This window comes from Mariniluteicoccus endophyticus, from assembly GCF_054780035.1.
Genome location: NZ_BAAGXC010000013.1, coordinates 57799 through 81607, shown reverse-complemented (window position 1 = coordinate 81607; position 23809 = coordinate 57799). Strand labels below are relative to the sequence as shown.

General features: G+C 72.4%; 24 protein-coding genes. 8 read left to right on the top strand and 16 right to left on the bottom strand.

Going from position 1 to position 23809, the window contains the following annotated elements; all coding sequences use genetic code 11:
* Nucleotides 1-35: 35 nt before the first annotated feature.
* From ACYVGD_RS03895 to ACYVGD_RS03880, 4 genes are all read right to left on the bottom strand, one after another.
* Entirely contained in the window at nt 36-842 is an 807-nt protein-coding gene (locus ACYVGD_RS03895) for a spermidine synthase (protein ID WP_460741675.1), read from the bottom strand.
* A 51-nt stretch (nt 843-893) separates the two neighbouring features.
* Nucleotides 894-2846 (bottom strand): acetoacetate--CoA ligase, encoded by a 1953-nt coding sequence (locus ACYVGD_RS03890; RefSeq protein WP_460741674.1) that lies wholly within the window; start codon nt 2844-2846, stop codon nt 894-896.
* Nucleotides 2847-2929: 83 nt separating this feature from the next.
* Nucleotides 2930-3562 carry a peptidyl-tRNA hydrolase gene (locus ACYVGD_RS03885; protein WP_460741754.1) on the bottom strand — a complete coding sequence of 211 codons (633 nt, stop codon included), beginning with the start codon at nt 3560-3562 and terminating at the stop codon, nt 2930-2932.
* A 158-nt stretch (nt 3563-3720) separates the two neighbouring features.
* On the bottom strand, nt 3721-4302 hold the full coding sequence (locus tag ACYVGD_RS03880; protein ID WP_460741673.1) for an OB-fold protein: 582 nt from the start codon (nt 4300-4302) through the stop codon (nt 3721-3723).
* A 176-nt stretch (nt 4303-4478) separates the two neighbouring features.
* Between ACYVGD_RS03880 and ACYVGD_RS03875 the strand changes: the two genes are divergently transcribed.
* Entirely contained in the window at nt 4479-5738 is a 1260-nt protein-coding gene (locus ACYVGD_RS03875; RefSeq protein WP_460741672.1) for a sensor histidine kinase, read from the top strand.
* Between the two features lie 9 nt (nt 5739-5747).
* Nucleotides 5748-6404: a response regulator gene (locus tag ACYVGD_RS03870; protein WP_460741671.1), complete on the top strand. Its 657-nt coding sequence runs from the start codon at nt 5748-5750 to the stop codon at nt 6402-6404.
* Nucleotides 6405-6497: 93 nt separating this feature from the next.
* Here ACYVGD_RS03870 and ACYVGD_RS03865 read toward each other — a convergent pair whose 3' ends face one another.
* The 6 genes from ACYVGD_RS03865 to ACYVGD_RS03840 all read right to left on the bottom strand — a co-directional run bounded on the left by ACYVGD_RS03865 (nt 6498) and on the right by ACYVGD_RS03840 (nt 11432).
* On the bottom strand, nt 6498-6725 hold the full coding sequence (locus ACYVGD_RS03865; protein WP_460741670.1) for a sulfurtransferase TusA family protein: 228 nt from the start codon (nt 6723-6725) through the stop codon (nt 6498-6500).
* Nucleotides 6726-6778: 53 nt separating this feature from the next.
* On the bottom strand, nt 6779-7840 hold the full coding sequence (locus ACYVGD_RS03860; protein WP_460741669.1) for a YeeE/YedE family protein: 1062 nt from the start codon (nt 7838-7840) through the stop codon (nt 6779-6781).
* 116 nt (nt 7841-7956) lie between these two features.
* Complete coding sequence (locus tag ACYVGD_RS03855) at nt 7957-8487, bottom strand: hypothetical protein (protein WP_460741668.1); 531 nt, start codon at nt 8485-8487, stop codon at nt 7957-7959.
* A 26-nt stretch (nt 8488-8513) separates the two neighbouring features.
* Nucleotides 8514-8819 carry a hypothetical protein gene (locus ACYVGD_RS03850; RefSeq protein WP_460741667.1) on the bottom strand — a complete coding sequence of 102 codons (306 nt, stop codon included), beginning with the start codon at nt 8817-8819 and terminating at the stop codon, nt 8514-8516.
* A 75-nt stretch (nt 8820-8894) separates the two neighbouring features.
* Nucleotides 8895-9755 (bottom strand): hypothetical protein, encoded by an 861-nt coding sequence (locus ACYVGD_RS03845; protein WP_460741666.1) that lies wholly within the window; start codon nt 9753-9755, stop codon nt 8895-8897.
* Nucleotides 9756-9998: 243 nt separating this feature from the next.
* Nucleotides 9999-11432, bottom strand: coding sequence for a cryptochrome/photolyase family protein (locus tag ACYVGD_RS03840; protein ID WP_460741665.1), 1434 nt, complete (start codon nt 11430-11432; stop codon nt 9999-10001).
* 43 nt (nt 11433-11475) lie between these two features.
* On the opposite strand from ACYVGD_RS03840, the gene ACYVGD_RS03835 reads away from it, so the two are divergent.
* From ACYVGD_RS03835 to ACYVGD_RS03815, 5 genes are read left to right on the top strand one after another with little or no spacing between them, the layout of a single operon-like run.
* Nucleotides 11476-11862, top strand: coding sequence for a lycopene cyclase domain-containing protein (locus ACYVGD_RS03835; protein ID WP_460741664.1), 387 nt, complete (start codon nt 11476-11478; stop codon nt 11860-11862).
* Complete coding sequence (locus ACYVGD_RS03830) at nt 11855-12187, top strand: lycopene cyclase domain-containing protein (RefSeq protein ID WP_460741663.1); 333 nt, start codon at nt 11855-11857, stop codon at nt 12185-12187. The genes ACYVGD_RS03835 and ACYVGD_RS03830 overlap by 8 nt, the downstream gene beginning before the upstream one ends.
* Entirely contained in the window at nt 12177-12902 is a 726-nt protein-coding gene (locus ACYVGD_RS03825) for a methyltransferase domain-containing protein (protein WP_460741662.1), read from the top strand. Before ACYVGD_RS03830 ends, ACYVGD_RS03825 begins: the two co-directional genes overlap by 11 nt.
* Complete coding sequence (locus ACYVGD_RS03820) at nt 12899-14404, top strand: FAD-dependent oxidoreductase (RefSeq protein WP_460741661.1); 1506 nt, start codon at nt 12899-12901, stop codon at nt 14402-14404. Before ACYVGD_RS03825 ends, ACYVGD_RS03820 begins: the two co-directional genes overlap by 4 nt.
* Nucleotides 14401-15690 carry a cytochrome P450 gene (locus ACYVGD_RS03815; protein WP_460741660.1) on the top strand — a complete coding sequence of 430 codons (1290 nt, stop codon included), beginning with the start codon at nt 14401-14403 and terminating at the stop codon, nt 15688-15690. The genes ACYVGD_RS03820 and ACYVGD_RS03815 overlap by 4 nt, the downstream gene beginning before the upstream one ends.
* A 3-nt stretch (nt 15691-15693) precedes the next feature.
* Here the strand turns inward: ACYVGD_RS03815 and ACYVGD_RS03810 are convergent, their stop codons facing one another.
* Genes ACYVGD_RS03810 through ACYVGD_RS03795 form a run of 4 tightly spaced genes read right to left on the bottom strand, consistent with a single transcriptional unit; the run spans nt 15694 to nt 20946 of the window.
* Nucleotides 15694-16575: a phytoene/squalene synthase family protein gene (locus tag ACYVGD_RS03810; protein ID WP_460741659.1), complete on the bottom strand. Its 882-nt coding sequence runs from the start codon at nt 16573-16575 to the stop codon at nt 15694-15696.
* Nucleotides 16572-18071, bottom strand: a complete 1500-nt coding sequence (crtI, locus tag ACYVGD_RS03805) for a phytoene desaturase family protein (RefSeq protein ID WP_460741658.1) — start codon at nt 18069-18071, stop codon at nt 16572-16574. The genes ACYVGD_RS03810 and crtI overlap by 4 nt, the downstream gene beginning before the upstream one ends.
* Nucleotides 18068-19705, bottom strand: coding sequence for an isopentenyl-diphosphate Delta-isomerase (gene idi / locus ACYVGD_RS03800; RefSeq protein ID WP_460741657.1), 1638 nt, complete (start codon nt 19703-19705; stop codon nt 18068-18070). Before idi ends, crtI begins: the two co-directional genes overlap by 4 nt.
* Entirely contained in the window at nt 19702-20946 is a 1245-nt protein-coding gene (locus ACYVGD_RS03795) for an NAD(P)/FAD-dependent oxidoreductase (RefSeq protein WP_460741656.1), read from the bottom strand. Before ACYVGD_RS03795 ends, idi begins: the two co-directional genes overlap by 4 nt.
* 102 nt (nt 20947-21048) lie before the next feature.
* Between ACYVGD_RS03795 and ACYVGD_RS03790 the strand changes: the two genes are divergently transcribed.
* Complete coding sequence (locus ACYVGD_RS03790; RefSeq protein WP_460741655.1) at nt 21049-21408, top strand: DoxX family protein; 360 nt, start codon at nt 21049-21051, stop codon at nt 21406-21408.
* Between the two features lie 4 nt (nt 21409-21412).
* On the opposite strand, the gene ACYVGD_RS03785 is transcribed toward ACYVGD_RS03790, so the two are convergent.
* Entirely contained in the window at nt 21413-22843 is a 1431-nt protein-coding gene (locus ACYVGD_RS03785) for a tryptophan-rich sensory protein (protein ID WP_460741654.1), read from the bottom strand.
* Nucleotides 22840-23607: a CPBP family intramembrane glutamic endopeptidase gene (locus ACYVGD_RS03780; RefSeq protein ID WP_460741653.1), complete on the bottom strand. Its 768-nt coding sequence runs from the start codon at nt 23605-23607 to the stop codon at nt 22840-22842. The genes ACYVGD_RS03785 and ACYVGD_RS03780 overlap by 4 nt, the downstream gene beginning before the upstream one ends.
* Nucleotides 23608-23809 lie beyond the last annotated feature (202 nt).

Below are 23809 nucleotides of genomic sequence, written 5' to 3'. Positions count from 1 at the left end.
CCACAGCGAGGCCGCCCACGAGAGGAGACGAGGAGCTATGAGAAGTACGCCAGCCCGCCCGGTGGCTCCGGTGAGCGCTCGGCGTCGGTGCCCGCGTACGGCTTCGCCCCGCCGGTGAACCGCGCGAGGTGGTCGCCGAACACCACGCGGTAGGGGAACGCCGAGCCGGCGGCCTTCCGTGTGAGGATGCCCGTCGGCAGCGCCACGGCCGAACCCAGGAGCAGGATGTTGCCGAACCGACGCCCCTTGAGCGTGGCGGGCTCGGCCGACATCAGCCGTTCGGGGTAAAGCTCGGCCAGACCGGCCAGGACGCGGCGCGTGTACGCGAACGGCGCCCGGTCGGTGATGTTCATCATGACGGTGCCGGCCGGGGTGAGGACGCGGCGTACGTCGGACAGAAACTCCAGCGACGACAGCTCGGCCGGCACACGCGCGCCGATGAAGGCGTCGACGATGACGATGTCGGCGAAGTCGTCGCGCATCTCGGCGATGCCCGTGACCCCGTCCTTCGGCCGGACCTTGATGCCGGAGTTCCGCGGGAGCGGCAGGGTCTCCCGTACACGCTCGGTGAGGTCGGCGTCGGGCTCGAGCACGATCTGCGGCGAGGTGGGCCGGGTCGCCGCCACGTAGCGCGCCAGGGTCATGCCCGCCCCGCCGACATGGACGACCCGCAGCCTCTCGCCCTCGGGCGCGTGGGCGTCGATGGCGTCGCCTATGCGCTGGACGTAGTCGAACTCGAGCCGCGTGGGGTCGTCCGGGTCGACCCACGACTGGTCGGCGCCGCCGACGCGCACGGTGTACGCGCCGGCACGGTCGGGATCGGGCACGAGCGGATCGGTCACCGCGTCAGGCTAGCGCGCCGCGCTCGCCGTCTCGGGCCGGTCCCGTCGCGCTCAGCGCTGGTGACGGAGTGCGGCCAGCTCGACGAACGGCTGCAGCAGCGCGGCGTCGTCGAGGGCCTGCGGCGAGACCACCGAGGCCGGGTCGGCGCCCTGCAGGATGCGCTTGATCGGCACCTCCAGGCGCTTGCCGGTCTTCGTGTGCGGAAGGGCGCGTACGGCATGGACCTCGTCGGGCACGTGCCGCGGCGACGCCTCGGTCCGCACCTTGTCCCGGATCGTCGCGACGAGCTCGTCGGTCAGTTCCGCGCCGTCGGCGAGCACGATGAACAGCGGCATCCAATAGGACCCGTCCGGCATCTCCGCGCCGATCACCAGCGACTCGAGCACCTCGGGCACCTGCTCGACCACGCGATAGACCTCGGCCGAGCCGATGCGTACGCCGTTGCGGTTCAGCGTCGAGTCGGAGCGGCCATGGATGACCACCGAGCCACGGGAGGTGACCGTCACCCAGTCGCCGTGGCGCCAGCGGCCGGGAAACACGTCGAAGTACGAGCCGCGGTAGCGCTCCTCGTCGGGGTCGTTCCAGAACGAGACCGGCATCGACGGCATCGGCCCGGTGACGACGAGCTCGCCGACCTCGTCGATGATGGCGTTGCCGTCGGCGTTCCAGGCCTCCATGGGTACGCCGAGGTTGCGCCGCGACAGCTCGCCGGCGTGGATGGGGGTGATCGGCGTACCGCCGCAGAACCCGGAACAGATGTCTGTGCCGCCCGACATCGACCACACCGGCCGTCCGCCGAGCTGGTCGGTGATCCAGCGGTGGGTGACCGGCGACAGCGGCGCCCCGGTGGTGCACAGGGCCCGCAGGGAGGACAGGTCGAACCGCGACAGGTCGAGCCCGGCCTTCAGACAGCCGTCGAGGTAGCCGGGCGACAGGCCCACGACCTCGACCTTCTCGGCCTCGGCGATCTCCCACATTCGTTCGACACCCGGGTGGACGGGGTGGCCCTCGTAGCAGACCACCGTCAGCCCGACCAGCAGCGAGCAGGCGATGAGGTTCCACATCATCCAGCTCGGCGAGGTGTACCAGAACAGCTTCTCCCCCGGCTTCGAGTCGAGGTGGAACGCCTGGATCTTCAGCTGCTCGAGCGTGATGCCGCCCTGGGAGTGGACGATCCCCTTCGGGATGCCCGTGGTGCCCGACGAGAACAGCACCCACAGCGGCTCGTTGAACTCCACGTCGACGGGCTCGGTGGGCTCGGCGCCAGCCAGTAGGTCGGCCCAGCGGTGGGGGCGTACGCCAGCGGGCGCGGCGACGTCGTCGGCGTCTGCGAGCGCGTGATCGATCATCACGACGTGCTCGACGGAGTCGATGGCACCGGCGACCGCGTACGCGTCGGCGCGACGGTCGATGGTCTTCCCGCCCCAGTGGTAGCCGTCGGCGGCGACGAGCACCTTCGGCTCCAGCTGGCCGAAACGGTCGACGACGGCCTGCGGCGCGTAGTCGTGGCCGACGGCCGACCAGACCGCACCCACGGCGGCGGTGCCGAGCAGGGCGACGATCGCCTGCGGGATGTTCGGCAGGTAGGCGACCACGCGGTCGCCCCGGCGTACGCCGAGGGCGGTGAGGGCGCCGGCGAACCGGCGTACGTCGCGGCGCAGGTCGTCCCACGAGAACTCGGTACGGCGCCCCGACTCGTCGAGCCCGATCAGCGCGGCGCCGGTGTCGGTGCGCGCGAGGACCTGCTGGGCGAACGACAGGTTGCGGCCCGGGAACCAGCGCGTGCCCGGCATCGGACCGTCGTGGACCGGGCCGGCGCCGCGGTCGCCGAGGTCGAAGAAGTCCCAGACCGCCGCCCAGAACTCGCCGCCCTGCTCGGTCGAGAAGCGCCACAGGTCGTCGTAGTCGCCGACCTGCACGCCGCGCTCGCCGAGGAAGCGCATGAAGGCTCGAAGGCGGGTGTCTTCGGCCTCCGGGCCGGGGGTCCACAGCAGGTCGCTCACGTCAGACTCCTTCGTCGGTTCGTCGTGGGCAGGGTAGTGCGGGTGGGCGTCGACGGGAAGGGGTCTTCCCCTGCGGACGGCGGCTAGGGCTGGCCGGGCGGGGACAGATAGGCGCGGGTGGTCTCGGTGGGCCCGTCGAGCTCGGTGAAGCCGGCGTCGACGACGTGCACGTCGCCGGGGCCCGCGGCCCACGCCTCCTCGGACATCTCGACGACGCGTACGCGGAACCCCGTCACCTGCCACCGTGCCCGCTCGTCCGGGGCCATCGCCTCCCACATGAGCTGGGCGGCGTGGCCGCACTGGGCGGCGGCCTTGCCGGTCGTCATGGTGATCAGCGGGCTGATGCCGATCGTGACCGGCGCCCGTTCGGTCACCGGGCCCTCCTCGTGGGGCAGCTCGGTGCCGGAGACCTGCAGCTTGTCCAGCTCGGGCGGGAGCGGGCGCACGGGGCCGGGGACGAAGGCCCGGACCGCCGCGCGGCCCTGCTCGACCGTCACGCCGGGGAGCGCCTGGACGTCGTCCCAGCGCTTGCCGCGGGCCCGGCGTACGAGCTTGCGGATGCGGCCATCGCGCCACGTGTGGATCGGCTGCGCCCACTCCCCCTCGGGCCCGGCCTCGGGGTCGGCGAGCAGCGAGACAACCGCACGTGCCGCCGCCTCGCACGTCTCGAGGTGCCCCGCCGGGTCGGTCTTGTCGTGCCGCACCACCAACTGCATCGCCCACGGCACCTCGGCATCGTCCATGGGGCGAGCGTAGCCGGGGGTCGCGACACCCACGCGAGACAGATCGTCCTCCAGGTCACCCTGGACCGGGTGCTGGAGGATGATCTGTTTCACGGGCCCGGCGCCCCTCCCCGGAGCCGCCGGTCGATCGGTCAGCCGATGGACTCTGTCTTGAGCGTGTAGCCCATGACCTCGCCCACATCGGTGATGGTGCCGGTGACGGTGACCTGCTGGCCCTTGGAGAACCCGGCCACCTGACCGGCCTGGTCCTTGTTGATCCGGCACATGATGCTCTGCAAGGAGAACTCCTCGCCGGTGATGGTGAAGTACGCACCGGAGCTGTCGATGGTGCTCACGGTTCCCGTGACCTTGACACGCTTGCCCTTGTACTTGTTGGAGGCACCGAGCGCGTTATCCTTGAGCTCGTCCTGGAGCTGCTTCGCCGTCACCTCGATGGCTGCGGCCTGAGCCTTGGTGGAGGCAGCACCGGGGGCCGAGGTCGAGCCTGCCGACGAGTTCGATCCCGGGGACGAGCTCGAACCCTGATCGTCACCGCCGCCACCGAACACGGATGCGAGGATCGCGAGCAGGACGATGCCGCCCACGATGGCGCCCACCACCTTGAGGCAGCCGCCCTTCTTCTTGGGCGGGGCGACCTGCGCCTGGGGCGGGTACGCGGTGTACATGGGCTGATCGGGCTGCGGGTGCTGACCGGGCTGCGGGGGCTGGTTCATGGTGGGACTCCTGGGTGTCTGGCCGGCGTACCGGCGGTCGGGATGCCTCCAGAATCCTTGCCACCGCAGGGTTCGCGCGTCGCCCAAGCGGCTCGACCCGGTGTCCCCCGAACGGGTGAACGTGCCCGTCCGGCCGAACGACGGCGGATGTCTGAGCGGGGCAATACGATCGCGCCATGACCCTGTCCGACCGACGGTTGCGCACCTGGAGCCACCGCATCGTCACGTTTCTGGTCAACGTCGTCGTGTGGGTGGTGGCGCTGTTCGCGTCGACGCTGGTGATGATGGAGACGCCGTGGTTCATCGCGTCCCGCGACCCGGTGACCAACCAGACGATCGGCAACACCTTGGCGATGGCCTGCTGGTTCTTGGCGATTCTGCTGTCGCTGTCGGTGTTCGTCCGACGCAGGCACCCGTGGTGGGTGCTGGGGACCGGACTGGTGATCGCCGTCGTGCTCCAGCTCGATGCGGTGGTGCTGCTGGTCGGCATGGCCCAGCTCGTCGCCCACGGCAGTGCGCGGGAGCGTACGCGGGCGATCGCGCTGGGGGCGTCCGGCTCGTTGTTCGTGCTCGCCCGGCTGGTGTGGTTCCGCATCCCCATCTCGGGGATCGCCGAGCGTGGGGTGACGATCGCGTTGGTCCACACGCTGGTGATGGCGACGGCGTTCGTCGCGGCGCTGGCGCTCGGCTGGCACCGCCGCAGCCGCACCCAGATCGCCGAGGCCGATGCCCGCGTCGAGAAGGTCGAGCAGCGTGCGGAAGACCTGGGCGTCCAGGTCGCCCAGCAGGCGGAGCGGGAGCGGCTGGCCCGTGAGATCCACGACGCGCTCGCCCACCGGCTGTCGTTGGTCAGCCTCCACTCGGGTGCGCTGGAGGACGCGGCACGCTCCGGTGACCCGAATGTGTCGGAGGCGGCCCAGGTCGTCCGCGACAACGCGCACCGTTCGTTGGAAGACCTGCGCGACCTCATCGGGGCGCTGCGCAACCCGCAGCCTGCGGGCCCGGTGGAGGAGCCGGTGCAGATCCCCCGCTACGGCATGGCCGACGTCGCCGACGTGATCGACTCGACGATGGCGGCGGGCGTGCAGGTGAACGCGTTCGTGATGCTGTGCGACCCGCAAGATGCGGGGGAGCTGTTGAACCGGGCGGTGTTCCGCCTCGTGCAGGAGGCCTTGACCAACGTGGTGAAGCACGCGCCGGGGTCGCGGGTGGGGCTCGACCTGCGGGCCACGCCCCAGGACGGTGTGAGCCTCACCGTCCGCAACCCGCTCACCGGGGGCGAGCCGATGGCGCCGGGGTCGGGCTCGGGTCTGATCGGCATGCGTGAGCGTGTCGGCGCGCTCGACGGGCAGTTCTCGGCCGGGCCGACCGACGACGGCTGGTTCGAGGTCTCGGTTCGGTTGCCGTGGCGACACGAGGACGCGGTGACGGCCTAGGATCGCGGGGTGCCGCTCCCCCATCCCATCCGCGTGCTGGTCGTCGACGACGACTCGATGGCGCGCGCCGGCGTACGCGCGATCCTGAGCCACGACCCCGACCTGCAGGTCGTCGCCGAGGCCGCCGACGGCGACGAGGTCGTCGAGGCCTGCAACCGGCATTCGCCCGACGTGGTGCTGATGGACATCCGCATGCAGCGGGTGGGTGGGGTCGACGCGACGGCCCTGCTGCAGCGCCGTGTGCTGCCGCCGAAGGTGATCGTGCTGACGTCCTACGACCTCGACCGGTTCGTGTATGCGGCGCTCGAGGCGGGGGCGTCGGGGTTCCTGCTCAAGGACACCTCACCGGAGGACATGCGACGCGCGGTCCACACGGTGATGGCGGGCGAGGCGTTCCTGTCGCCGCGGAGCACCAGGCACCTCGTCAGTCACTTCACGGCGGGCCGGTCCTCGGGCCGCGACGAGGCCGTACGCCAGCTTCACTCGTTGAGCGAGCGCGAGCAAGAGATCGCCCGTCTGGTGTGGGAGGGCCTGTCGAACCCCGAGATCGCCGCACGGCTCCATCTCGGCGAGGCGACGGTGAAGACCCATCTGAGCCGGCTCATGACCAAGCTCGACGCGACATCGCGTGTGCAGGTCGCGTTGCTCGTCGAGCGCGCACGCTAGCCCGGCCCGGGGAGGACGCCGAGGGCGGCTGCACCGAGGCCGGAGTGGCGCGCGGGCCCGCATCCCGGCAGGGACGCGGGCCCGCGCACGCGTTCAGGCCTTCTGGACGGTGATGGTCCAGCCGGCGTCGCCCACTTTGCGGTAGTCGGTCACGGGATAGCCCTCCTCGGCCGCCCAGGCGGGGATCGACTCGGTAGCCTGGGTGCAGTCGAAGCCGATGACGAGCTCGTCGCCGACGGGGAGCTCGGCCATGGCCTGCTTGGCCTCGACGAGCGGGAAGGGGCAGACGGCGCCGTTGGTCTCGAGGGTGTGGGTGGCCATGGTGGCTCCTTCGTGGTTGTGGTTGGCAGATGCGGGTCTGGTGGGGCGCAGGGTCAGGCCGGGACCGCCACGGTGGCGGGTCGGCCGGCGGCCTTCGCCCGGGCGGGGTTGGTGATGAACAGGCGCGTTCCGATGGCCACGCCGACGAACGTGAACAGGAACGACAGCCAGCCCTGGTAGGAGAACTGGGCGGTCTGGACCATCGAGTTGCCGATGGTGCAGCCGCCGGCGAGCGAGGCGCCGACGCCCATGCCGATCCCGCCGGCGATGGACTTCACGACGGTGGGGGCGTCGGGGACGCGTACGCGGAACTCGCCGGAGGCCTTGGCGGCGACGAACGAGCCGACCAGGATCCCGACGACGAGCCACACGCCCCAGTCGACCATCTTCGGGTTGCCCGTGACGAGGAACGACGTGATGTTCGCCGACGGGGTGGTGATGCCGAGCCCGGACTGACGGCCGGCGGCGTACGACAGCGGATAGGCCGCGATCGCGATGGCGCCGATGAGCAGCGCGGTGACGAACGGGTGCCAGGGCTTCTCGAGCAGGAGATGCGCGAGGCCGGTGCGCTCCGGCGGCAGCGTCGCGACCTTGAGGGCGGGCTTTCGGAGGTGGCGGACCGCGGCGTACGCGACGCCGGCGACGAGCAGGACGACGAGGACCCACGGCGAGAGTCCGAGCGAGTCCTGGATGGTGGTGGCGGGCACGGTCTGCGCCCGGACGGCGGTGTCGAAGGGCTTGAGCGCGCCGTACTTCATGATGGCGGCGAACCCGGCGTACGCGACGAGCGCGATCCAGGAGCCGACGAGGCCCTCGCCCGCGCGGTAGTAGGTTCCGGTGGCGCAGCCGCCGGCGAGGATGATCGAGACGCCGAACAGCAGCGACCCACCGACGACGGCGAGCAGCGGCAACTGCTTGAACGACAGCGTGATGACGCCTGCCGACTGGAGCGCGAACACGCCGACCGACTGGACGGCGATGACGATCAGGAATGCGATCAGGAAGCGGTAGCGGCGGGCGAGGACGACGTCGCGGAAGGCTCCCGTGACGCAGAAGCGGCCGCGCTGGAGCACAAAGCCGAGCAGCGCGCCGAGGAACAGACCCGTGAGGGGCATGACATCTCCTTGTTTGGGTACGCGGGATTGCGCGGCCCCACATTAACCTCAGCTATGAGCCCATCGCAAAATTGAATGCCCGGGGGGGACGGCCCCCCGGCACACGTTCAGCGGGGTCAGAGCACCGTTCGTGCGAGGAGTACGCCGACGACGGCAGCCACCACCGCGAGCACCGCGGGTATGACAAGGCCCTCGCGGGGCGTACCGACCGGCGGTGCGGTGAGCGCGGCGAGATAGGGCGCAGCGAAGGCGAGCCCCTGGGCGCCGTCGAGGACGCGGGTGAGCGCACCGAGCACGAGCAGCACGACCCCGAGCCCGAACGAGACGGGCAGCCACCACCAGCGCAGCTTCAGCACGACCACGCCGACGACCCCGGCGAGGACGAACCCGCCCAGCGTGGCGACGAGTCCGACGCCCAGGGCGAGGACACCCAGCATCATGACGTTCCACGCGTCGGGGTCGTCGGTCCTGGCGAGCAGGAAGTTCGTGAGCACCGGGCCGGCGAGGGTGACGCAGGCGATCATCACCAGCGGCGCGAGGGCCAGCCCGAACAGGGGGTGGCGGGCGGGTCGCGGAGGTGGCCGGTGCCCGAGCGGCGGGTAGGAGCCGGGCGGCGCGTACTGGCTGGGTGGCTGCTGGTCCGGCACGGGGCGCCAGGATCCCGGGTGATGGGTCACCTCTCGCCCCAGTGGTCGATGGCGTACCTCGCCTCTGCCTGGTCGGCGCCGGTCATCTCCTCGTAGAGGTGGATGGCCCACACGCGGTTGCCGGACAGGATGTAGCGGGCGATGTTGCGTTCCTGGTCGGGCGTGAGGTGGCGCGGCAGGTAGACCTTCGGCCCGAAGCCCTTCGGCGGGCGGAACACCACGTAGACAATGATGCCCAGCACGAGCATGAAGAAGGCCGGCAGCACGATCTGCCAGATCCACAGGCTCTCGTTGACTCCCAACCGTCGCACCCCCCAGTCGATGGGGGACATGGTGCGCCGCGTCGGAGCGCTTTCGCAACCCGTACGCCGAACCCACCCCTTCCGTGGGCTCACCGGCCGGGTGGTTCAGTGGAGATCGGCGGCGACGACCTTGCCGTTGGCGACCGTCAGCCAGGCGGCGATGGTGCGGGTGCCGGCCTGTCCGACGGTCCGCGTACGGACGGGGACGTCGAGGAGAAGGCGCTTGTCGCGTACCTCACGGATCGTGGGGGTCGCCGCGTCGTCGACGCCGACGATCTCGGTGCCGGCAGGCAGTGCGGGGCAGGTGCCGGCCGCGGTGCAGGTGGCCGCCTCGGTGGCCAGCGCCCTGCCGATCGCGGGGATCTGGTCACGTAGCACGCCGACGGTCATGGGCCGCATCGCATCGGTGGCGACCACGCGTACCCGGGCGGGGTTCTCGCCGTTGGCCGCGAGGCCGAGCAGGGGATGCTGGGCGCCCACGTGGTAGGACCCGGCGAACACGCGGGTGTCGTCGGGCAGGGGCAGGGCGTGGATGTTGACCAGGTTCGCCGGGGAGAGGCCCTCGAGCTTGCGCGTGCAATTCTCGATGCGGCCGCCGTTGACGACGAACGTCTCCTCGTGGGGCACGTCGAGGAGCTTCCAGCGGGCCGTCACCAGCGACTTCCCGTCGACCTTCTTCGGCGCCTCGACCTCGAACAGGCCGATGCCGAGGTTGACCGAGCGCTGGCGGCGAAGGACGTCGTCGGTCAGCAGCGGCCCGGGCGCGTCGGTGCACTGCGCGATCGCCTTCTTCGCGTTCGCCTTCTCGATGGCCTCGAGGTGACGGATGACCACCGCCCGCTCGGGGTTGGTGACGAAGAGCACGACCGGAACGGCGAGCACGACCAGTGCGACCAAAAGCGCCAGCAGGGCCCACCAGGACTTCAGGTAGCGGGTCCAGTTCGGCTTGGTTTCGGGAGTCTCCACGTGGCTCACTGGACCATGGTGGCGTATCGGGGCCCTGGGGGCCTGCGTACGCTCCGGCGACACGCCGTACCGGCGTACTAGGAGACGAGACCACACGGACGATCTCGAGAACACCCGGGCTCAAGACCTCTCAACGACGTGACACAGACGGATCGTCCCCGCTGGCGCGGGGAGCACCCCGCGGTGCCGTACAGCCAGACGTCGTGGGCCCGATCCGCGTCCGCGCCCCGCGGCCGGCGTAGCTCAGCCGCGGGCCACCTGGTAGCGGCGCAGCGCCTCGGCGCGCTCCTCGCCGTGGTCGACGACAGGCTCGGGGTAGCCCTGGGCATACCCGTCGGCAACGGTCCACGGTTCGTGCACCTTCGCGCCGGGCAGGTGGGCGAGCTCGGGCACCCACAGGCGCACGTAGTCGCCCTGCGGGTCGAACTTCTTGCCCTGGGTCACGGGGTTGAACACCCGGAAGTACGGGGCGGCGTCGGTGCCGGTGCCGGCCACCCACTGCCAGCCGTGGTTGTTGCTGGCGACGTCGCCGTCGCGCAGCCAGTGCAGGAAGTGGCGGGCGCCGTGCGGCCACCAGATGTGGAGGTCCTTGGTCAGGAACGACGCCGTCACCATCCGCATCCGGTTGTGCATCCATCCGGTGGCGCGCAGCTGGCGCATCCCGGCGTCCACGATCGGGAACCCCGTACGCCCCTCCTGCCACGCGGCGAACACCTCGGCGACGTCTTCGTCGGTGTCGGGGTCGTCGTACGCCAGCCGCGCCAGCTCGGGTCGCAGGTCGGCCCAGGCCGACTCGGGGTGGTGGTGGAGCACGTCGGCGTAGAACTCGCGCCAGCACAGCTCGGTCACGAACCGGTCGACACCCTCGTCCGCGGCTCCGGCCCGACCCTCCTGTTCGGCGCGACCCGTCCGCTGGGCCGCGTCCGCCAGGTCGGCCAGCAGCCGGCGCGGGTGGATGGTTCCGTACTTCAGGTGCATCGACAGCTGCGAGGTCCCGTCGAGGTCGGGCCGGTCGCGGGCGTCGGCATAGTTCGCGAGGCCGTCGTCGAGGAACTCCGCCCACCGCGCCAGGGCGGCCTCCTCGCTGCAGGGCGGCAGGTCGACGTCCTCGCCGCCCCCCTGCCCCAGCGCGCGCACCGCCTCCAGCGGCTCGGTCTCCACGCCGCGCACCCAGCGCGGCAAGACGTCGGGGACGGGCGAGTACCCCCGGTCGGCCAGGCGCGTCCGCCACGCCTTCGAGAACGGCGTGAACACCTTGAACGGGTCCCCGTCACCCTTGCGGATCGTGCCGGGGTCGACGGCGTACGGGGTCCCGGTGGCGACCAGCGCGCGGCCCTCCGCGGCCAGGGCCGCGCGTACGCGGACGTCGCGCCGCCGCCCGTACGGGTGCACCTCCCCCGAGACGTGCACGCGGTCGGCTCCGACCTCGCGGGCGACCCGCGCCACCACCTCGACCGGATCACCGCAGCGCACGACCAGCGCACCGTCGTACGCCGTCCGCACGTGCTCCAGTGCGTCGAGGAGGCAGTGACCCCGCACGGGTCCGGCGGAGGCCATCAACGCGGGGTCGGCGACGAACAGCGGCAGGACGCTGTCACCGTCGTCGGCGGCCGCGGCGAGCGCGGGGAGGTCGTGACGGCGCAGGTCGCGACGCAGCCAGAGGATCGAGGTGGTCATGGGTCCATCCTCGCCGATGGCCTGGGGATAGGCTGCCACGCAGGTGCCGACAGCGGTGCCATGGGGAGAGGAGCAGACCATCGACGACCGGTTGCAGTACCTGCTGTTGATGGGCGGCTGCCTCCTGATCACCCTGCCGCTGGAGTTCGTCTTCCGCGCCCGGGTCTACCGACGGTCGGGGCGCCTGTTGCGCGCCCTGGTCCCGGTGGTGGTGGTCTTCTCGATCTGGGACGTCGTGGGCATCCTGCGCGACCACTGGTCGTACAACCCCCGCTTCATCTCCGGGATCCACCTTCCCCTGCGCATGCCGTTGGAGGAACTGGTGTTCTTCGTCGTCATCCCGATCTGCGGCCTGCTCACCCTCGAGGCCGTCGGCACGTGCCTGCGCTGGCTGCGGGCGTGGCGTACGCGGGGAGGTGCCGATGCCTGAATACACCGTGCTGACCGTGGTGTCGATGGTCGCGGTGGTGGCCCTGGAGCTGCTGTGGCTGCGTACCGGCCTGTTCCGCCGCGCCCAGTACTGGATCTCCATGGCCATCGTGTTCTTCTTCCAGACGCTCGTCGACGGCTGGCTCACCAAGCTGTCCGACCCGATCGTCCTCTACTCCCCCCGTCAGATGCTGGGCCTGCGCGCCCCGTGGGACATCCCCGTCGAAGACTTCGGTTTCGGGTTCTCGATGGTCACCATGACGATGCTGTTGTGGGTCGCGCAGGACCCGCGACGCCGCCCTTCTCAGGAGCACCATGACCACTGACGTCACCTCCGGCTTCGATCACGCCGCCCGGCGCTACGACCTGATGGTCGCGCTCAACCCCGGCTACCACGCCCACCTCCGGGCTGCCGCCGACGAGCTCGTACGCCGGGCCGGTTCGGGGCCCCTGCTCGACCTGGGCTGCGGTTCGGGCGCCTCGACGCGTGCGCTGGTCGACGCGGGTGCCCTGGAGGTGCTCGGCGTGGACGCCTCGGAGGGAATGCTGGCGCAGGCCCGCGCCAAGCGCTGGCCCAACGGGGTGTCGTTCGTCCACGGGCGGGCCGATGACGCGGTCGACCTGCTCGCCGACGGGCCGCCGCCGACGGGCGCGCTGGCGGCATACCTGTTCCGCAACATCCCCGAGGCCGAACGCGACGCCGCGGTGGCCCGCGTACGCGACGCACTGGAGCCCGGCGGCTGGCTGGTGGCCCAGGACTATGCGGTACGCCCGGGCGCGCCCGACGCCGTGTGGACGGCGGTGTGCTGGGGCGTGGTGATCCCGATGAGCGCGGTGCTGCTGCGCGACACGTCGCTGTACCGCTACCTGTGGCACAGCGGGCGCTCGTTCGACAGCCCCGAGCGGTTCATGCACCGGCTGGCCGACGCCGGCTTCACCGACGTCGCCGTGCGCACCACCCGCGACTGGCAGCGCGGCATCCTGCACACCTTCGTCGCGCGCACGCCCGAGGACGCGCCCACGTCGCGGGACGCGCGATGACTCGGCCCTGGCGGCCGGGCCGCGACCGGCGTGCGGTACGCCACCTGGGCCCCTCCGGCGCCCCCCGGGTGGCCGAGCCCCGCCGCGTCGACGTCGTCGGCGGCGGCATCGCGGGCCTTGCGGCGGCGACCGTGCTGGCCGAGCGTGGCGTACGCGTCACCCTGCACGAGCGCGAACACCAGCTCGGCGGCCGCGTGCGTGCGTGGCCGGTCGCCGACGACCGCACGATGTCACGCGGCTTCCACGCGTTCTTCCGCCAGTACTACACGCTGCGCGCGCTGCTGCGGCGCGCCGACCCGGCCCTGGCCCGGCTGGTGCCGGTCGACGACTATCCCCTGCGGCTCGCCGACGGCCCCACCGACTCCTTCGCCGAGCTGCCGAAGACGCCGCCGTTCAGCATCCTCGACTTCGTCCGCCGCAGCCCGACGTTCCCCGTCACCGGCTTGGCCCGGGTCGACGTGGCTGCCGCGCTGGAGCTCGTCCGCGTCCGCTTCCCCGGCACCTTCACCGCCCACGACGGCGAGTCGGCCGAGGCGTTCCTCGACCGGCTCCGCTTCCCCACCGGGGCCCGCCACCTGGCCCTGGAGGTGTTCGCCCGGTCGTTCTTCGCCCACCCCAGCGAGTTCTCCGCCGGCGAGCTGGTCGCGATGTTCCACGCCTACTTCACCGGCTCGGCCGAGGGCCTGCTGTTCGACGTGCCCGACGACGACTACGACACCGCGCTGTGGGCGCCCCAGCTCGCGCACCTGCGCCGGCTGGGCGTCGATGTCCGCCTGGGCGCGCCCGTCGCCGCCCTGGCCGACCTCGACGGCGACGCTGTGGTCCTGGCGACCGAGCCGCCGGTCACACGCGACCTGGTGGACGCGCTGCCCGACCCCGGCGTCCCCGACTGGCAGGCGTGGCAGGCGGCGGTGGCCCGCATCCGCAGCGCGCCGCCGTTCGCCGTGTGGCGGGTGTGGCTCGATCGGCCGGTGGCCGACGAGCGGCCCGCGTTCCTCGGGACTGCGGCGTTCGGCCCGCTGGACAACATCTCGGTGCTCGAGCGGTTCGAGGCCGGCGCGGCACGGTGGCGCGCCGAGAACGGCGGCTCGGTCGTCGAGCTGCACGCCTACGCCCTCGACCCGTCACGCGACCCCCGCCACGGCGACGAGCGCTGGGTGCGCGAGGAGCTGTGGCGCCAGCTCGTGCGGGCATACCCGGAGGTCGACGGCGCCGCGGTGGTCGCCGAGGAGTGGCTGCTGCGTGACGACTGCGGGCTGGTCGGGCTGGAGCCGTGGGCGTCACGGCCTGGCGTACGCACCCCCGACCCGCGGCTGGTGCTGGCCGGTGACACGATCCGCTGCGAACACCCGGTGGCGCTGATGGAGCGCGCGGCGGTGACCGGCGTGCAGGCCGCCAACGCGCTGTTGGAGGGCTGGGGCGCGGCCGGCGAGGACATCTGGACGGTCCCGACCACGGGCCTCCTGCCCGCCCCCGGGTCCCTCCGGCGAGCGACGCGATGAACGACCGGATCGCCACGCGTCCCGGCGAGCCCGACGGGCCCCGCGTCGAACGGGTGCCGATGCAGGCCGGCGGGACGCTGTGGCGCATCCGCTCGCTCGAGGCCGCGCGGCAGGTGTTGCGTGCCCGCGACCGCACGACCCAGGCCGGGTTCACCGCCGAACACATCCCCAAGGGAGTGCTGAGGCACCACCCCATCCTCGTCTCCGACGGCCCGCTGCACGACGAGCAGCGCTCGAAGGTGGGCCGCTTCTTCGCGCCGAAGGTCGTCGCCGAGCGATATGCCGGGCTGATGGCCGAGGTCGCCGACCGGCGCCTCGCCGCCGCCGTCGCCCAGGACACGTTCATGCTCGACGACCTCGCCCTCGACTTCGCCGTGGAGGTCACCGCCGAGGTCGTGGGCCTGACCGAGTCGCCCGTCGAAGCCATGGCGCGACGGCTGGTCACGTTCTTCAACCAGCCCCCGTTCGACCTCACGCGCCGCGACCTGGGGCGCACGCCGGCCCAGTGGGCGCGGGCCGCCCGCGCCGGGCTGGTGCCCATCGCGCGGCTGTGGTGGCACGACGTGCGCCCGGCGGTCCGGGCCCGGCGCCGCGCCCGCGAGCTCGATCGCACCCGGGAGCGCTTGACACGCCGCTGGCCCGGCGTGTCGGCTCGTCGTGGGTGCGATCCGGCTCACCCCGGGCCCCGACGACGCGACGACGTGATCAGCCACCTGATCGACGAGGGCTACACCGACGCCGACATCCTCGTGGAGTGCGTCACCTACGGCACGGCCGGCATGGTCACCACGCGCGAGCTCATCGGCATGGCGGCGCTGCACCTGCTGCGCGACGCGGCCCTGCGCGCACGCTTCCTCGACGCCGAGCAGACCGAGCGGCTGGCGATCCTGCACGAGATCCTGCGACTGGAGCCCGTCGTGGGCCACCTCTATCGCCGCGCGCGGGGCGCGATCGCCCTCGCCGACGGCGACGACCGGTTCGAGGTGGCCCCGGGCGACCTGGTCGACGTGTGCGTACGCCCCACCAATGCTGACCCGCGCGCGACCGACCACGGGCTGGCGTTGTGTCCGGGCCGTACGCTCCCCCGCGGCGTCGACGCCACCGGCCTGGCGTTCGGCGACGGCGCCCACCGCTGCCCCGGCCAACCCCTGGCCATGCTCGAGACCGACGCGCTGCTCACCCGCCTGCTCGCCCTCGACGTCGAGGTCGTGCGCGAACCCGAGCTGGGCTGGGACGACCTGATCGCCGGCTATTGGCTGCGTGGGTTCGAGCTGCGGGCCCGCTGACCCTCAGCGCAGCGACCGCGGCGGGCCGGCCGCCAGGATCCGCACCGCCAGCCCCGCCTTCTGCCACGTGGGCACGCGGTGTCGCCCCGAGAACACGTCGAACCCGGCGGCCTCGATCCGGTCGAGGATGCGCGAATACAACACGTGAGCGGTCGCCACACAGCGCGCCGACCGCGGCGGGAGCATGCGTACGCCCGGCTCGGCGGCCCGGTAGAGCTCCCGGTTGCGCGCGACCTGCTCGGCCATCATCGCGCGCCACGGCGCGTCGGCGACCCGGCGGGCGGGGTCGGCGCCGTGGCGCGCGAGGTCGGCCTGCGGCACGTAGATCCGGCCCCGGTCAAGGTCCTCGGCGACGTCGCGCAGGAAGTTGGTGAGCTGGAACGCCAGACCCAGCGAGCGCGCCGGCGCGTACGCCTGCGGCGTCAGCGGCTCCAGCACCGGCAGCATCATCTCGCCGATGACCGCCGCCGAGCCCTCCATGTAGCCGTCGCGCAGTTCCTCCCACGTCGCCCACGTCGTGCGTGTCAGGTCCAGGGCCATGGCGTCGAAGAACCGGTCGAAGCACTCGGGGTCGATCCCCCGCCGGCGCACGGTGTCGACCACCGCCGCAAGCACGGGCTCGTCGGCGCCGCCGGTCTCCAGCCCGTCGAAGAACCACGCGCGGAACGTCTCGAGCCGCTCTGCGGGGGTGCCCTGAGCGGGCAGGGCCAGGTCGACGGTCTCGGGCTCGTCGACGATGTCGTCGGCGAGGCGACACAGGGCATATACCGAATAGACGTCGCGGCGCTGGTCGGGTGGCAGCAGGGCCGCACCCCAGTAGTAGGTCGTGCCGTGCTGCCTTGTCAGCTCGCCGGCGCGGCGGAAGCCCTCGTCGAGCAGTGTCATCGCAGGTACGCCTCGACGCGTTGGGCGGCGAGCTTGCCGGAGATCAACACCATGGGTACGCCCACGCCCGGCACCGTGCCGGAGCCGGCGAACACCAGGCCGGGGAGCTGACGTGTGGTGTTGGCCGGGCGGAACGGGCCGGTCTGGCCGAAGGTGTGGGCCAGCGCGAACGGGGTCCCCGCCGCCATGCCCTGGTCCCTCCAGTCGTCGGGGGTGACGAGCTCCTCGACGACGACGTCGCTGGGGTAGCCCTCGGCGTCGAGGAACCCGAGCAGCCGTTCCCGCATGCGCGGGGCCTCGTGGTGCCAGCTCACCTTGCCGACGTCGAGGTTGGGTACGGGTTCGAGCACATACAGCGTGGAGTCCCCCGGTGGGGCGGCCGTCGGGTCATCCAGGGAGTGCACGCACACCAGTCGGGACGGGTCGCGCATCAGCGTTCCCGCCTGCAGCAGGTCGTCGAACGCGCCCGCCCACTCGTGCCCGAAATGGATGTTGTGGTGGGCGACTTCTGGGCCGGGAAGGCCGCGTACGCCCACGTGCCACACGACGGCCGAGGGAGAATACGCGCCACTCCGCACGGGCCGCGGGGGGCGCAGGTCGGGCAACAGCCGCTCGTAGGCCACCGGCAGATCGACGGTGCAGACCACGGCGTCGGCCGAGATCTGGTCCCCGTCGGCCAGGCGCACGCCGCAGGCCGCCTGGTCGGAGGGTCGACGCAGCACGGCGGTGACCTCGGCCCCGTACGCGAACTCGACCCCCGCCGCCTCTGCCGCCCGCGCCATCGCGGCGGGGATGGCGTGCATGCCTGCCCCGACGGGGTCGTCGCCGGTCGGCTCCGGGAACCACACGCCCTCGATGGAGTCCATGTAGGTGATGACCGCGTAGATGGCGAGCGCGTCGTCGGGGGCGAGGCCGGCGTACATGGCCTGGAAGGAGAACAGGCGGTGCAGGCGTTCGTCGCGGAAGCGCCGACGGATCTCGGGACCCAGCCGGCCGAACCCGCCCATGGCCACGAGTCGGGCCGCCGCGGCCGGGTTGCGCAGCAGGCCCAGCGGGGAATCGAAGTTGCGGTCGATGAAGTTGGGCATCTCCAGGTCGTAGAGCTTGCGCAGCCAGGCGACGAAGTCGTCGAAGGCGGCGGCGTCGTGGGCGCCGCACTCGCGGGCGATCTCGTCGCGCATCGCCTCGTGGCCGAAGCGGACGTGGAGGGTCGAGCCGTCGGCATAGCGGGCGCGGTAGGCGGGGTCGAGGCGACGCAGCGGCAACACGTCGTCGATGTCGGCGCCGACCGCGGCCAGCGCCTCGGCGACCAGCCCCTTCATCGTGAACACCGTCGGACCGGTGTCGAAGGCGAACCCGTCGCGGACCAGGCGTCCGGAGCGGCCGCCGGGCAGGTCGCCGCGCTCGACCACGGTGACGCGGTGGCCGGCGCCCGAGAGGTGGCAGGCGGCGGCCAGGCCGGCGAGGCCGGCGCCAACGACCACCACGCGGCTCATCGGTCCCTCCAGCTGATACGGCGGGCGACGTCGCGCAGGCCGTCGACCCCGCCCGGGTCGAGGTCGGCGAGCTCGAGGGCGGCGATGGCCTGGTCGTGGGCCTCGGTGATCAGGGATTCGACACGGTCGCGTACGCCGGCCTCGGTGAGCGCGGCTTGCAGGAGGGCCACGTCGCCATCGCGGGCCTCGGGGGTGGCGACGCGGTCGATCGCGCGGGCGCCCTCACCTCGGAGCCGGCCGCGGGCCAGGGCCAGGATGACCGTGGCCTTGCCGCTGCGCAGGTCGTCGCCAGCTGGCTTGCCGGTCACCGCCGGGTCGCCCCACACGCCGAGCACGTCGTCGCGCAGGGCGAACGCGTGGCCCAGCTGGCGTCCGTAGGTCGCCAGTGCGTCGCGGGCCGAAGGCCCGGCACCGGCTGCCGTGGCGCCGAGCAACAGCGGGCGTTCGACGGTGTAGGCCCCGGACTTCAGGCGGGCGACGAGGCTGGCGTGGGCCAGGTCGAAGCGGCCGGCGGCCGCACCGGTGAGGTCGGCGCGCTGGCCGGCGATGAGTTCGACGCACAGCTCGAACCACTGGCGGCGCAGCTCGTCGGGAAGGGTCGAGACCAGCCGGTCTGCCTCGGCGTGGGCGAGGTCGCCCAGGAGGATGGCGACGTTGGCCCCGAAGACGTCGGCGTCGCCGTGGCTGTGTGTGGCGCGATGGGCTGCGGCGGCGACAATGTGGGCGCTGGGCCGTCCGCGTCGGGTGTCGGACTCGTCCATCACGTCGTCGTGGACCAGAGCGAAGGTGTGCAGCATCTCCAGCGCCGCGGCCACGCGTACGACGTCGGCGTACCGCGGTCCGCCGATCTTGCCGCCGGACGCCACATAGCCCCAGTGGCACATCGTGGGCCGGATGCGTTTCCCGCCGCCGCGCACCAGGTCACCGAGCTGGTCGGGGAGGTCACGGCCCACCACGTCGGTGGGGCCGGGTTCGATCGAGCCCCGCCACATGCCGGCCAGCTCGGCGGCCCCCCGGGCCAGCAGTTCGTCAACGGCGTCGAGGGTGACGCCAGCAGTGTTCGGCGCAGACGTCATGGCCGCCGGCCAGCGCGGGAGCTGTTCGTCGAGCTGGGGGATCTGCAGCGCCGCCCAGGGGCTGAACATCTCGGGCGTCGCCTTCACGCCCTCGGCCAGGCGCGGCCACTCCATCCACCGATGTTCCATGACCTCGCTGGGGTCGGGGTCGAGGCGGTCGTCAACGACGGCCCCGAGGTAGACCGGGCAGAGCTCGTTCTCGACCAGGCCGCTGGCGTCGACGGCGCGGTATGCGAAGTCCGGCAGCGCCACGGCCTCGCACAACACCTCGGCGCCGAGTTCTTCGCGGACGCGCCGGCGCACGGCGTCGACCGTGGTCTCGCCGGGGCGGGGGTGGCCGCAGCAGGCGTTGGTCCACACGCCGGGCCACGTGGCCTTCGACAGGGCGCGGCGGGTCATCAACACCTGGTGGTCGGCGTTGAACAGGTAGATGGAGAACGCCCGGTGCAAGGGCGTGTCGGTGGTGTGGACACTGAGGCGGGGCGCCGACCCGAGGGGCGTGCCGTCGGGGGCGACGAGTTCGACGAGGTCGGTGGTCGTGCTGGTGGTGCGGGTCATCGATCATCCTTCGTTCCGAGCAGGTCACCCACGGCATGCGCGGCCCGCGCACCGGAGATCAGCGCGCCCTGGATCGAGGCGGTGTCGCGGTGGTCACCGCAGACGAACAGCCCGTCCCCCACACCGATGTCGCGGCGGGCATCCAGCGGTGGCGGCTGAACGGGAAGTGCGTCGCGGACGACGTGGCGCACCAGCGGGCGTACGCCTCGCAAGCCACCCTCCCACAGGTCCTCGACCTGACGGCGGACCGAATCGTGGTCGGGTGCCTCCCCCGAGCCACCCAGCAGGGAGGTCGCCTGCACGAGGTGGGCCCCGGCGGGCGCGTACGTCGGCGCCGCATTGCTGACCACGGCGGTGTTGACCACCGGGCCGCGGGTCCGGCGCGCGTCGACCCGCAACAGGTCGGTCGCGGGGGCCTCCTCGGCGGCGAACCAGTCGGTGACCAGTCCCTTCATCGGCGGGACGGACATGCGGTCGCTGAGGAGCTCGCCCGCGGTGCGGGGGTCGGTCGCGACGACGACGGCACGGGCGGTGAGGTTCGCGCCGTCGGTGTCGACCCTGCCTGGGGACACCGCACGGACGCGTACGCCGGTGGTCACGCGGTCGTGGAGCGGTGCGGCGAGCTGGGCGGCGATGGCGCCCATCCCGCGGGCGGGTACGCCGGGGGTGCCCAGGACGAACGAGCGCAGCAGCAGGCGGACGAACGTGACCGACGTCGATCCGTCCTCCTCGAGGATGACGCCGGCGAGGAAGCGTTCGAGGACCTCCCGGCGCAGCGGGCCGTCGACCCCCGCGCGGTCGAGCGACTCACCCCACGCGAGGTCGCGCGCACGCAGCAGGCGGGGCACCGGTCCCAGGGCCGGTGCGAGCCACGCGCCGAGGCGGGCGACCTCGAGTGGGCGCACGAGGCCGCTGCGGAGCATGTGCGGCGTACGCCAGGGTTTCCGGCTGGGATCGACCAGTTCGGCGAGGCCGGTGTCCCGACGCACGGCGATGCCGCGCCCGAAGGGGCGCAGGTCGAGCGCGTCGAGGTCGAGCGCGCGGCGCACGGCCGGGTAGGAGGGGTTCACCACCTGGAACCCGCGGTCACACCGGAACCCCTCGACGACGTCGGTGCGTACGCGACCGCCCACCTCGTCGCCGGCCTCCAGGACGCGGACGTCCACCCCGCGCTCGGCCAGGACGCGGGCGCACCGCAGCCCTGCCAGCCCCGCTCCCACGACGATCACATCGGCATCCATGGGCCACCCCCGTCCTTTGGTCAGGCACACTAGCGGGCCCGCGCCGTCCGGGGACCCACCGGGGTCACGTGGATCCGGTCGCCCTTGTGCGAGGCTGGGGCCATGAGCCGCTCCCCCTCGCCCCTGCCCGTCTCCGCCCTGTTCGTCGGCATGGGCGTCCTGCATTTCGCCGCGCCGAAGGTGTTCGACCGTGCGGTGCCCGACTGGGTGCCGGTGAGCCCACGCGCCGCCCACCTGGCCAGCGGCGCGGCCGAGATCGCCCTCGGCCTGGCGTACGCGAGTCCCGCGACGCGAAAGCCGGCGGCTTGGGGGCTCGTGGCGCTGCTGGCAGCCGTCTATCCAGCCAACCTGCACATGGCCCGCCACCCCGAGCGGTACGCGCCCATTCCCCGGGCGGTGCTGGTTGCCCGGCTGCCGCTGCAGTTCACCCTCGCCCGCCGGGTGCTCCGCGGGGCACGCTGAGGCGTCAGCGGTTGCGGCGGGTGATCTCCGCCGTGAGAACGGCGGCGAAGGTGGTCCACGCGGCGTACGGGGAGAGCACGACGCCCTTCTCGGGGCTCACCGAGCCCGCCCGGCGCACCAGGTCGGCGCTGGAGGCAGCCAGGGCGACAGCGACCGCGGTGGACGCTGGGAGGTTGCGGCCCCGGAAGAAGACCGCGCTCCAGCCGGCGTTGAGCACCAGGTTGGCCGCGAGCGCCGCGACGAATCGACGGCGTTCGTCGTGGCGGCCTGTCTCGGCGAGGTCGGCCAGCGATAGGGCGCCGACGACGGCGATGTCGGCGTACAACGCCGTCCATGCGACCGGGAACGCCCAGGCTGGCGGCTGGAACGGCGGCTTTGCCAGGCGGCGATACCAGGCGCTGTCGGGCTGGGTCGCCCACGATCCCGCCACCGCACACGCCGTGACCGCCGCGACCATGGTGCCCAGCGTCTTGCGCCAGCGGCGGGTGTCCTGACCGGACGCGGCCTCGCGTACGGCGTCCTCGAAGCCCGTGGGCCCGCCATCGGGCTCCCCCACCAGGTCGGCGAGGTCGTGCTCGTCGGCGACGGTGTCGTGCAGCAGGCTGTCGACCAACGGTTGCGCCAACCCGTACGTCACCGGGGTGACCAGTCCGATCCACCGCGCGGCGGCGCGGGGAGTGGTGAGGGGGGCAGTGAACACGACGCGCGGGCCCAGTCCGAGGGCGGCGGCGTACCGCTTCATCATCTCCGCATAGCTGACGACGTCGGGTCCGGCGATGTCGAACTCGCGGGACTGCTCGCGGGGCAGGTCGGCGGCGGCGACGAGGTAGTGCAGTGCGTCCTTGACTGCGATGGGTGCGATCTTGTTGCGCAACCACCTCGGGCCGACGGCGCCGGGGAGTCGCTCGGCCAGATGGCGCAGCATGACGAACGATTGGGAGCGGTCGCCGAGCACGACCCCCGCTTGGAGGGCGGCGGTCGGTACGCCGGAGTCGAGGAGGATGCGGCCGACCTCGACGCGCGAGGCAAGGTGGTCCGACAGGTCGTCGCTGTCGGGGTGGAGGCCGCCGAGGTAGACGATGCGACTGACGTCGGCGTCGCGGGCGGCTTCGGCGAACGACTGGGCCATCGCGCGTTCCTCGGCGCGGAAGTCGTCGACGTCGTCACCCATGGAGTGCAGGAGATACCAGGCGACGTCGACCCCATCGAGTGCACGGCGCAGGTCGGCCGCGTCGGAGGCGTCCCCCTCGACGACCTCGACCTGGCCGGAGCTGGCTGCGCCGTTGACGATCGCCTCACCCCACGGGGCCGTGCGCGCCTTGTCGACGCTGCGGGTGAGGACGCGGACGCGCCACCCGCGCTCGGTGAGCGCGGTGACGAGCTCGCCCCCCACATAGCCGGTGGCGCCGGTGACCAGTCCCAGCCGAGTGCTCATAACTTCTCCAGAAGGGTGAGAGTGGGGTCGAGCAGGAGCAGCATACCCAGCGACCACACGAGGTGGGCGAGCATGGGGGCCACGATGCCGCGGGTCCAGCGTCGCAGCAGCGCGCAGGTCAGGCCGAGCAACGCGGCGGCGAGGGCGAGCAGCGGGATGCCCGAAAGGGCCGTGACCGCGGTGTAGACGACCGTGGTGAGGAGGATCGGGTGGCGGGCGGCGGTGGCGTCGTAGAGGGCGCGGCGATAGAACAGCTCCTCGGCGACGCCGTTGACGACGGTGATGGCCAGGACGATCGGCAGCGATCCGACGCTCGCGTGGTCGAGCAGCTGTTGCACCGGGGTCTTGAGGAACGGGACCTGGGCCACGATGCCGGCACCGACGAGGAACACCAGGAGCAGGACCGCCCCCGCGCCCAGACCGGTCACGGCGTCGCGGGAGACCGACGCGGGGACCGACGGGTCCCGCGGTGGGCGCCCGGCGGTGACCGCGCCTGCGATGAGGATCGCCGCCAGGGCCAGGGTCGCCGGATAGAACATCGGGTCGCCCGCGGGGATCCGCAGGGACCAGGCAAGGACGCCGGCCGATACGACGATGGTGGCGGCGCAGACGAGCCGGCGGGTCGTGCGCGTCCGGGGAGGCGTGCGCCGAGCCGCTGCGCGCTCGGCCTCGGCCCGCTGGCGCAGGAGTCGGGGCAGCGCACGCCACGACCCCGCCGGTCGCCCGGCGGGCTGCGGGCGCGGGGGCCCGTCGAGTTCGGCCACGGGTTCTCCTCGGTCACGCACCTCGGCAGGTGGACTGGGTCGCCAGCCTACGCGGGGACTGTCGCAGCCCGGTGCCCGATCGGGTAGGTCGTTGCGGTGCGGTCGATGAGCTGCCCCATGGGACGAAGCTACGCCTGCCCTCCCGCTGGGTCGCACGACGGGGATGAGACGGTCGGATCGCGGGCTGGGCGCGCCTATCATC

Bases quoted from the DNA above. Each gene is read 5' to 3' on its own strand.
- ACYVGD_RS03885 (WP_460741754.1), bottom strand. From the start codon at position 3,562: ATGCAGTTGGTGGTGCGGCACGACAAGACCGACCCGGCGGGGCACCTC.
- ACYVGD_RS03865 (WP_460741670.1), bottom strand. From the start codon at position 6,725: ATGGCCACCCACACCCTCGAGACCAACGGCGCCGTCTGCCCCTTCCCG.
- ACYVGD_RS03880 (WP_460741673.1), bottom strand. From the start codon at position 4,302: ATGAACCAGCCCCCGCAGCCCGGTCAGCACCCGCAGCCCGATCAGCCC.
- crtI (WP_460741658.1), bottom strand. From the start codon at position 18,071: ATGAGCCGCGTGGTGGTCGTTGGCGCCGGCCTCGCCGGCCTGGCCGCC.
- ACYVGD_RS03830 (WP_460741663.1), top strand. From the start codon at position 11,855: ATGCCTGAATACACCGTGCTGACCGTGGTGTCGATGGTCGCGGTGGTG.
- ACYVGD_RS03785 (WP_460741654.1), bottom strand. From the start codon at position 22,843: ATGAGCACTCGGCTGGGACTGGTCACCGGCGCCACCGGCTATGTGGGG.
- ACYVGD_RS03810 (WP_460741659.1), bottom strand. From the start codon at position 16,575: ATGACACTGCTCGACGAGGGCTTCCGCCGCGCCGGCGAGCTGACAAGG.
- ACYVGD_RS03825 (WP_460741662.1), top strand. From the start codon at position 12,177: ATGACCACTGACGTCACCTCCGGCTTCGATCACGCCGCCCGGCGCTAC.
- ACYVGD_RS03840 (WP_460741665.1), bottom strand. From the start codon at position 11,432: ATGACCACCTCGATCCTCTGGCTGCGTCGCGACCTGCGCCGTCACGAC.
- ACYVGD_RS03860 (WP_460741669.1), bottom strand. From the start codon at position 7,840: ATGCCCCTCACGGGTCTGTTCCTCGGCGCGCTGCTCGGCTTTGTGCTC.
- idi (WP_460741657.1), bottom strand. From the start codon at position 19,705: ATGACCCGCACCACCAGCACGACCACCGACCTCGTCGAACTCGTCGCC.
- ACYVGD_RS03795 (WP_460741656.1), bottom strand. From the start codon at position 20,946: ATGGATGCCGATGTGATCGTCGTGGGAGCGGGGCTGGCAGGGCTGCGG.
- ACYVGD_RS03790 (WP_460741655.1), top strand. From the start codon at position 21,049: ATGAGCCGCTCCCCCTCGCCCCTGCCCGTCTCCGCCCTGTTCGTCGGC.
- ACYVGD_RS03815 (WP_460741660.1), top strand. From the start codon at position 14,401: ATGAACGACCGGATCGCCACGCGTCCCGGCGAGCCCGACGGGCCCCGC.
- ACYVGD_RS03820 (WP_460741661.1), top strand. From the start codon at position 12,899: ATGACTCGGCCCTGGCGGCCGGGCCGCGACCGGCGTGCGGTACGCCAC.
- ACYVGD_RS03875 (WP_460741672.1), top strand. From the start codon at position 4,479: ATGACCCTGTCCGACCGACGGTTGCGCACCTGGAGCCACCGCATCGTC.
- ACYVGD_RS03850 (WP_460741667.1), bottom strand. From the start codon at position 8,819: ATGTCCCCCATCGACTGGGGGGTGCGACGGTTGGGAGTCAACGAGAGC.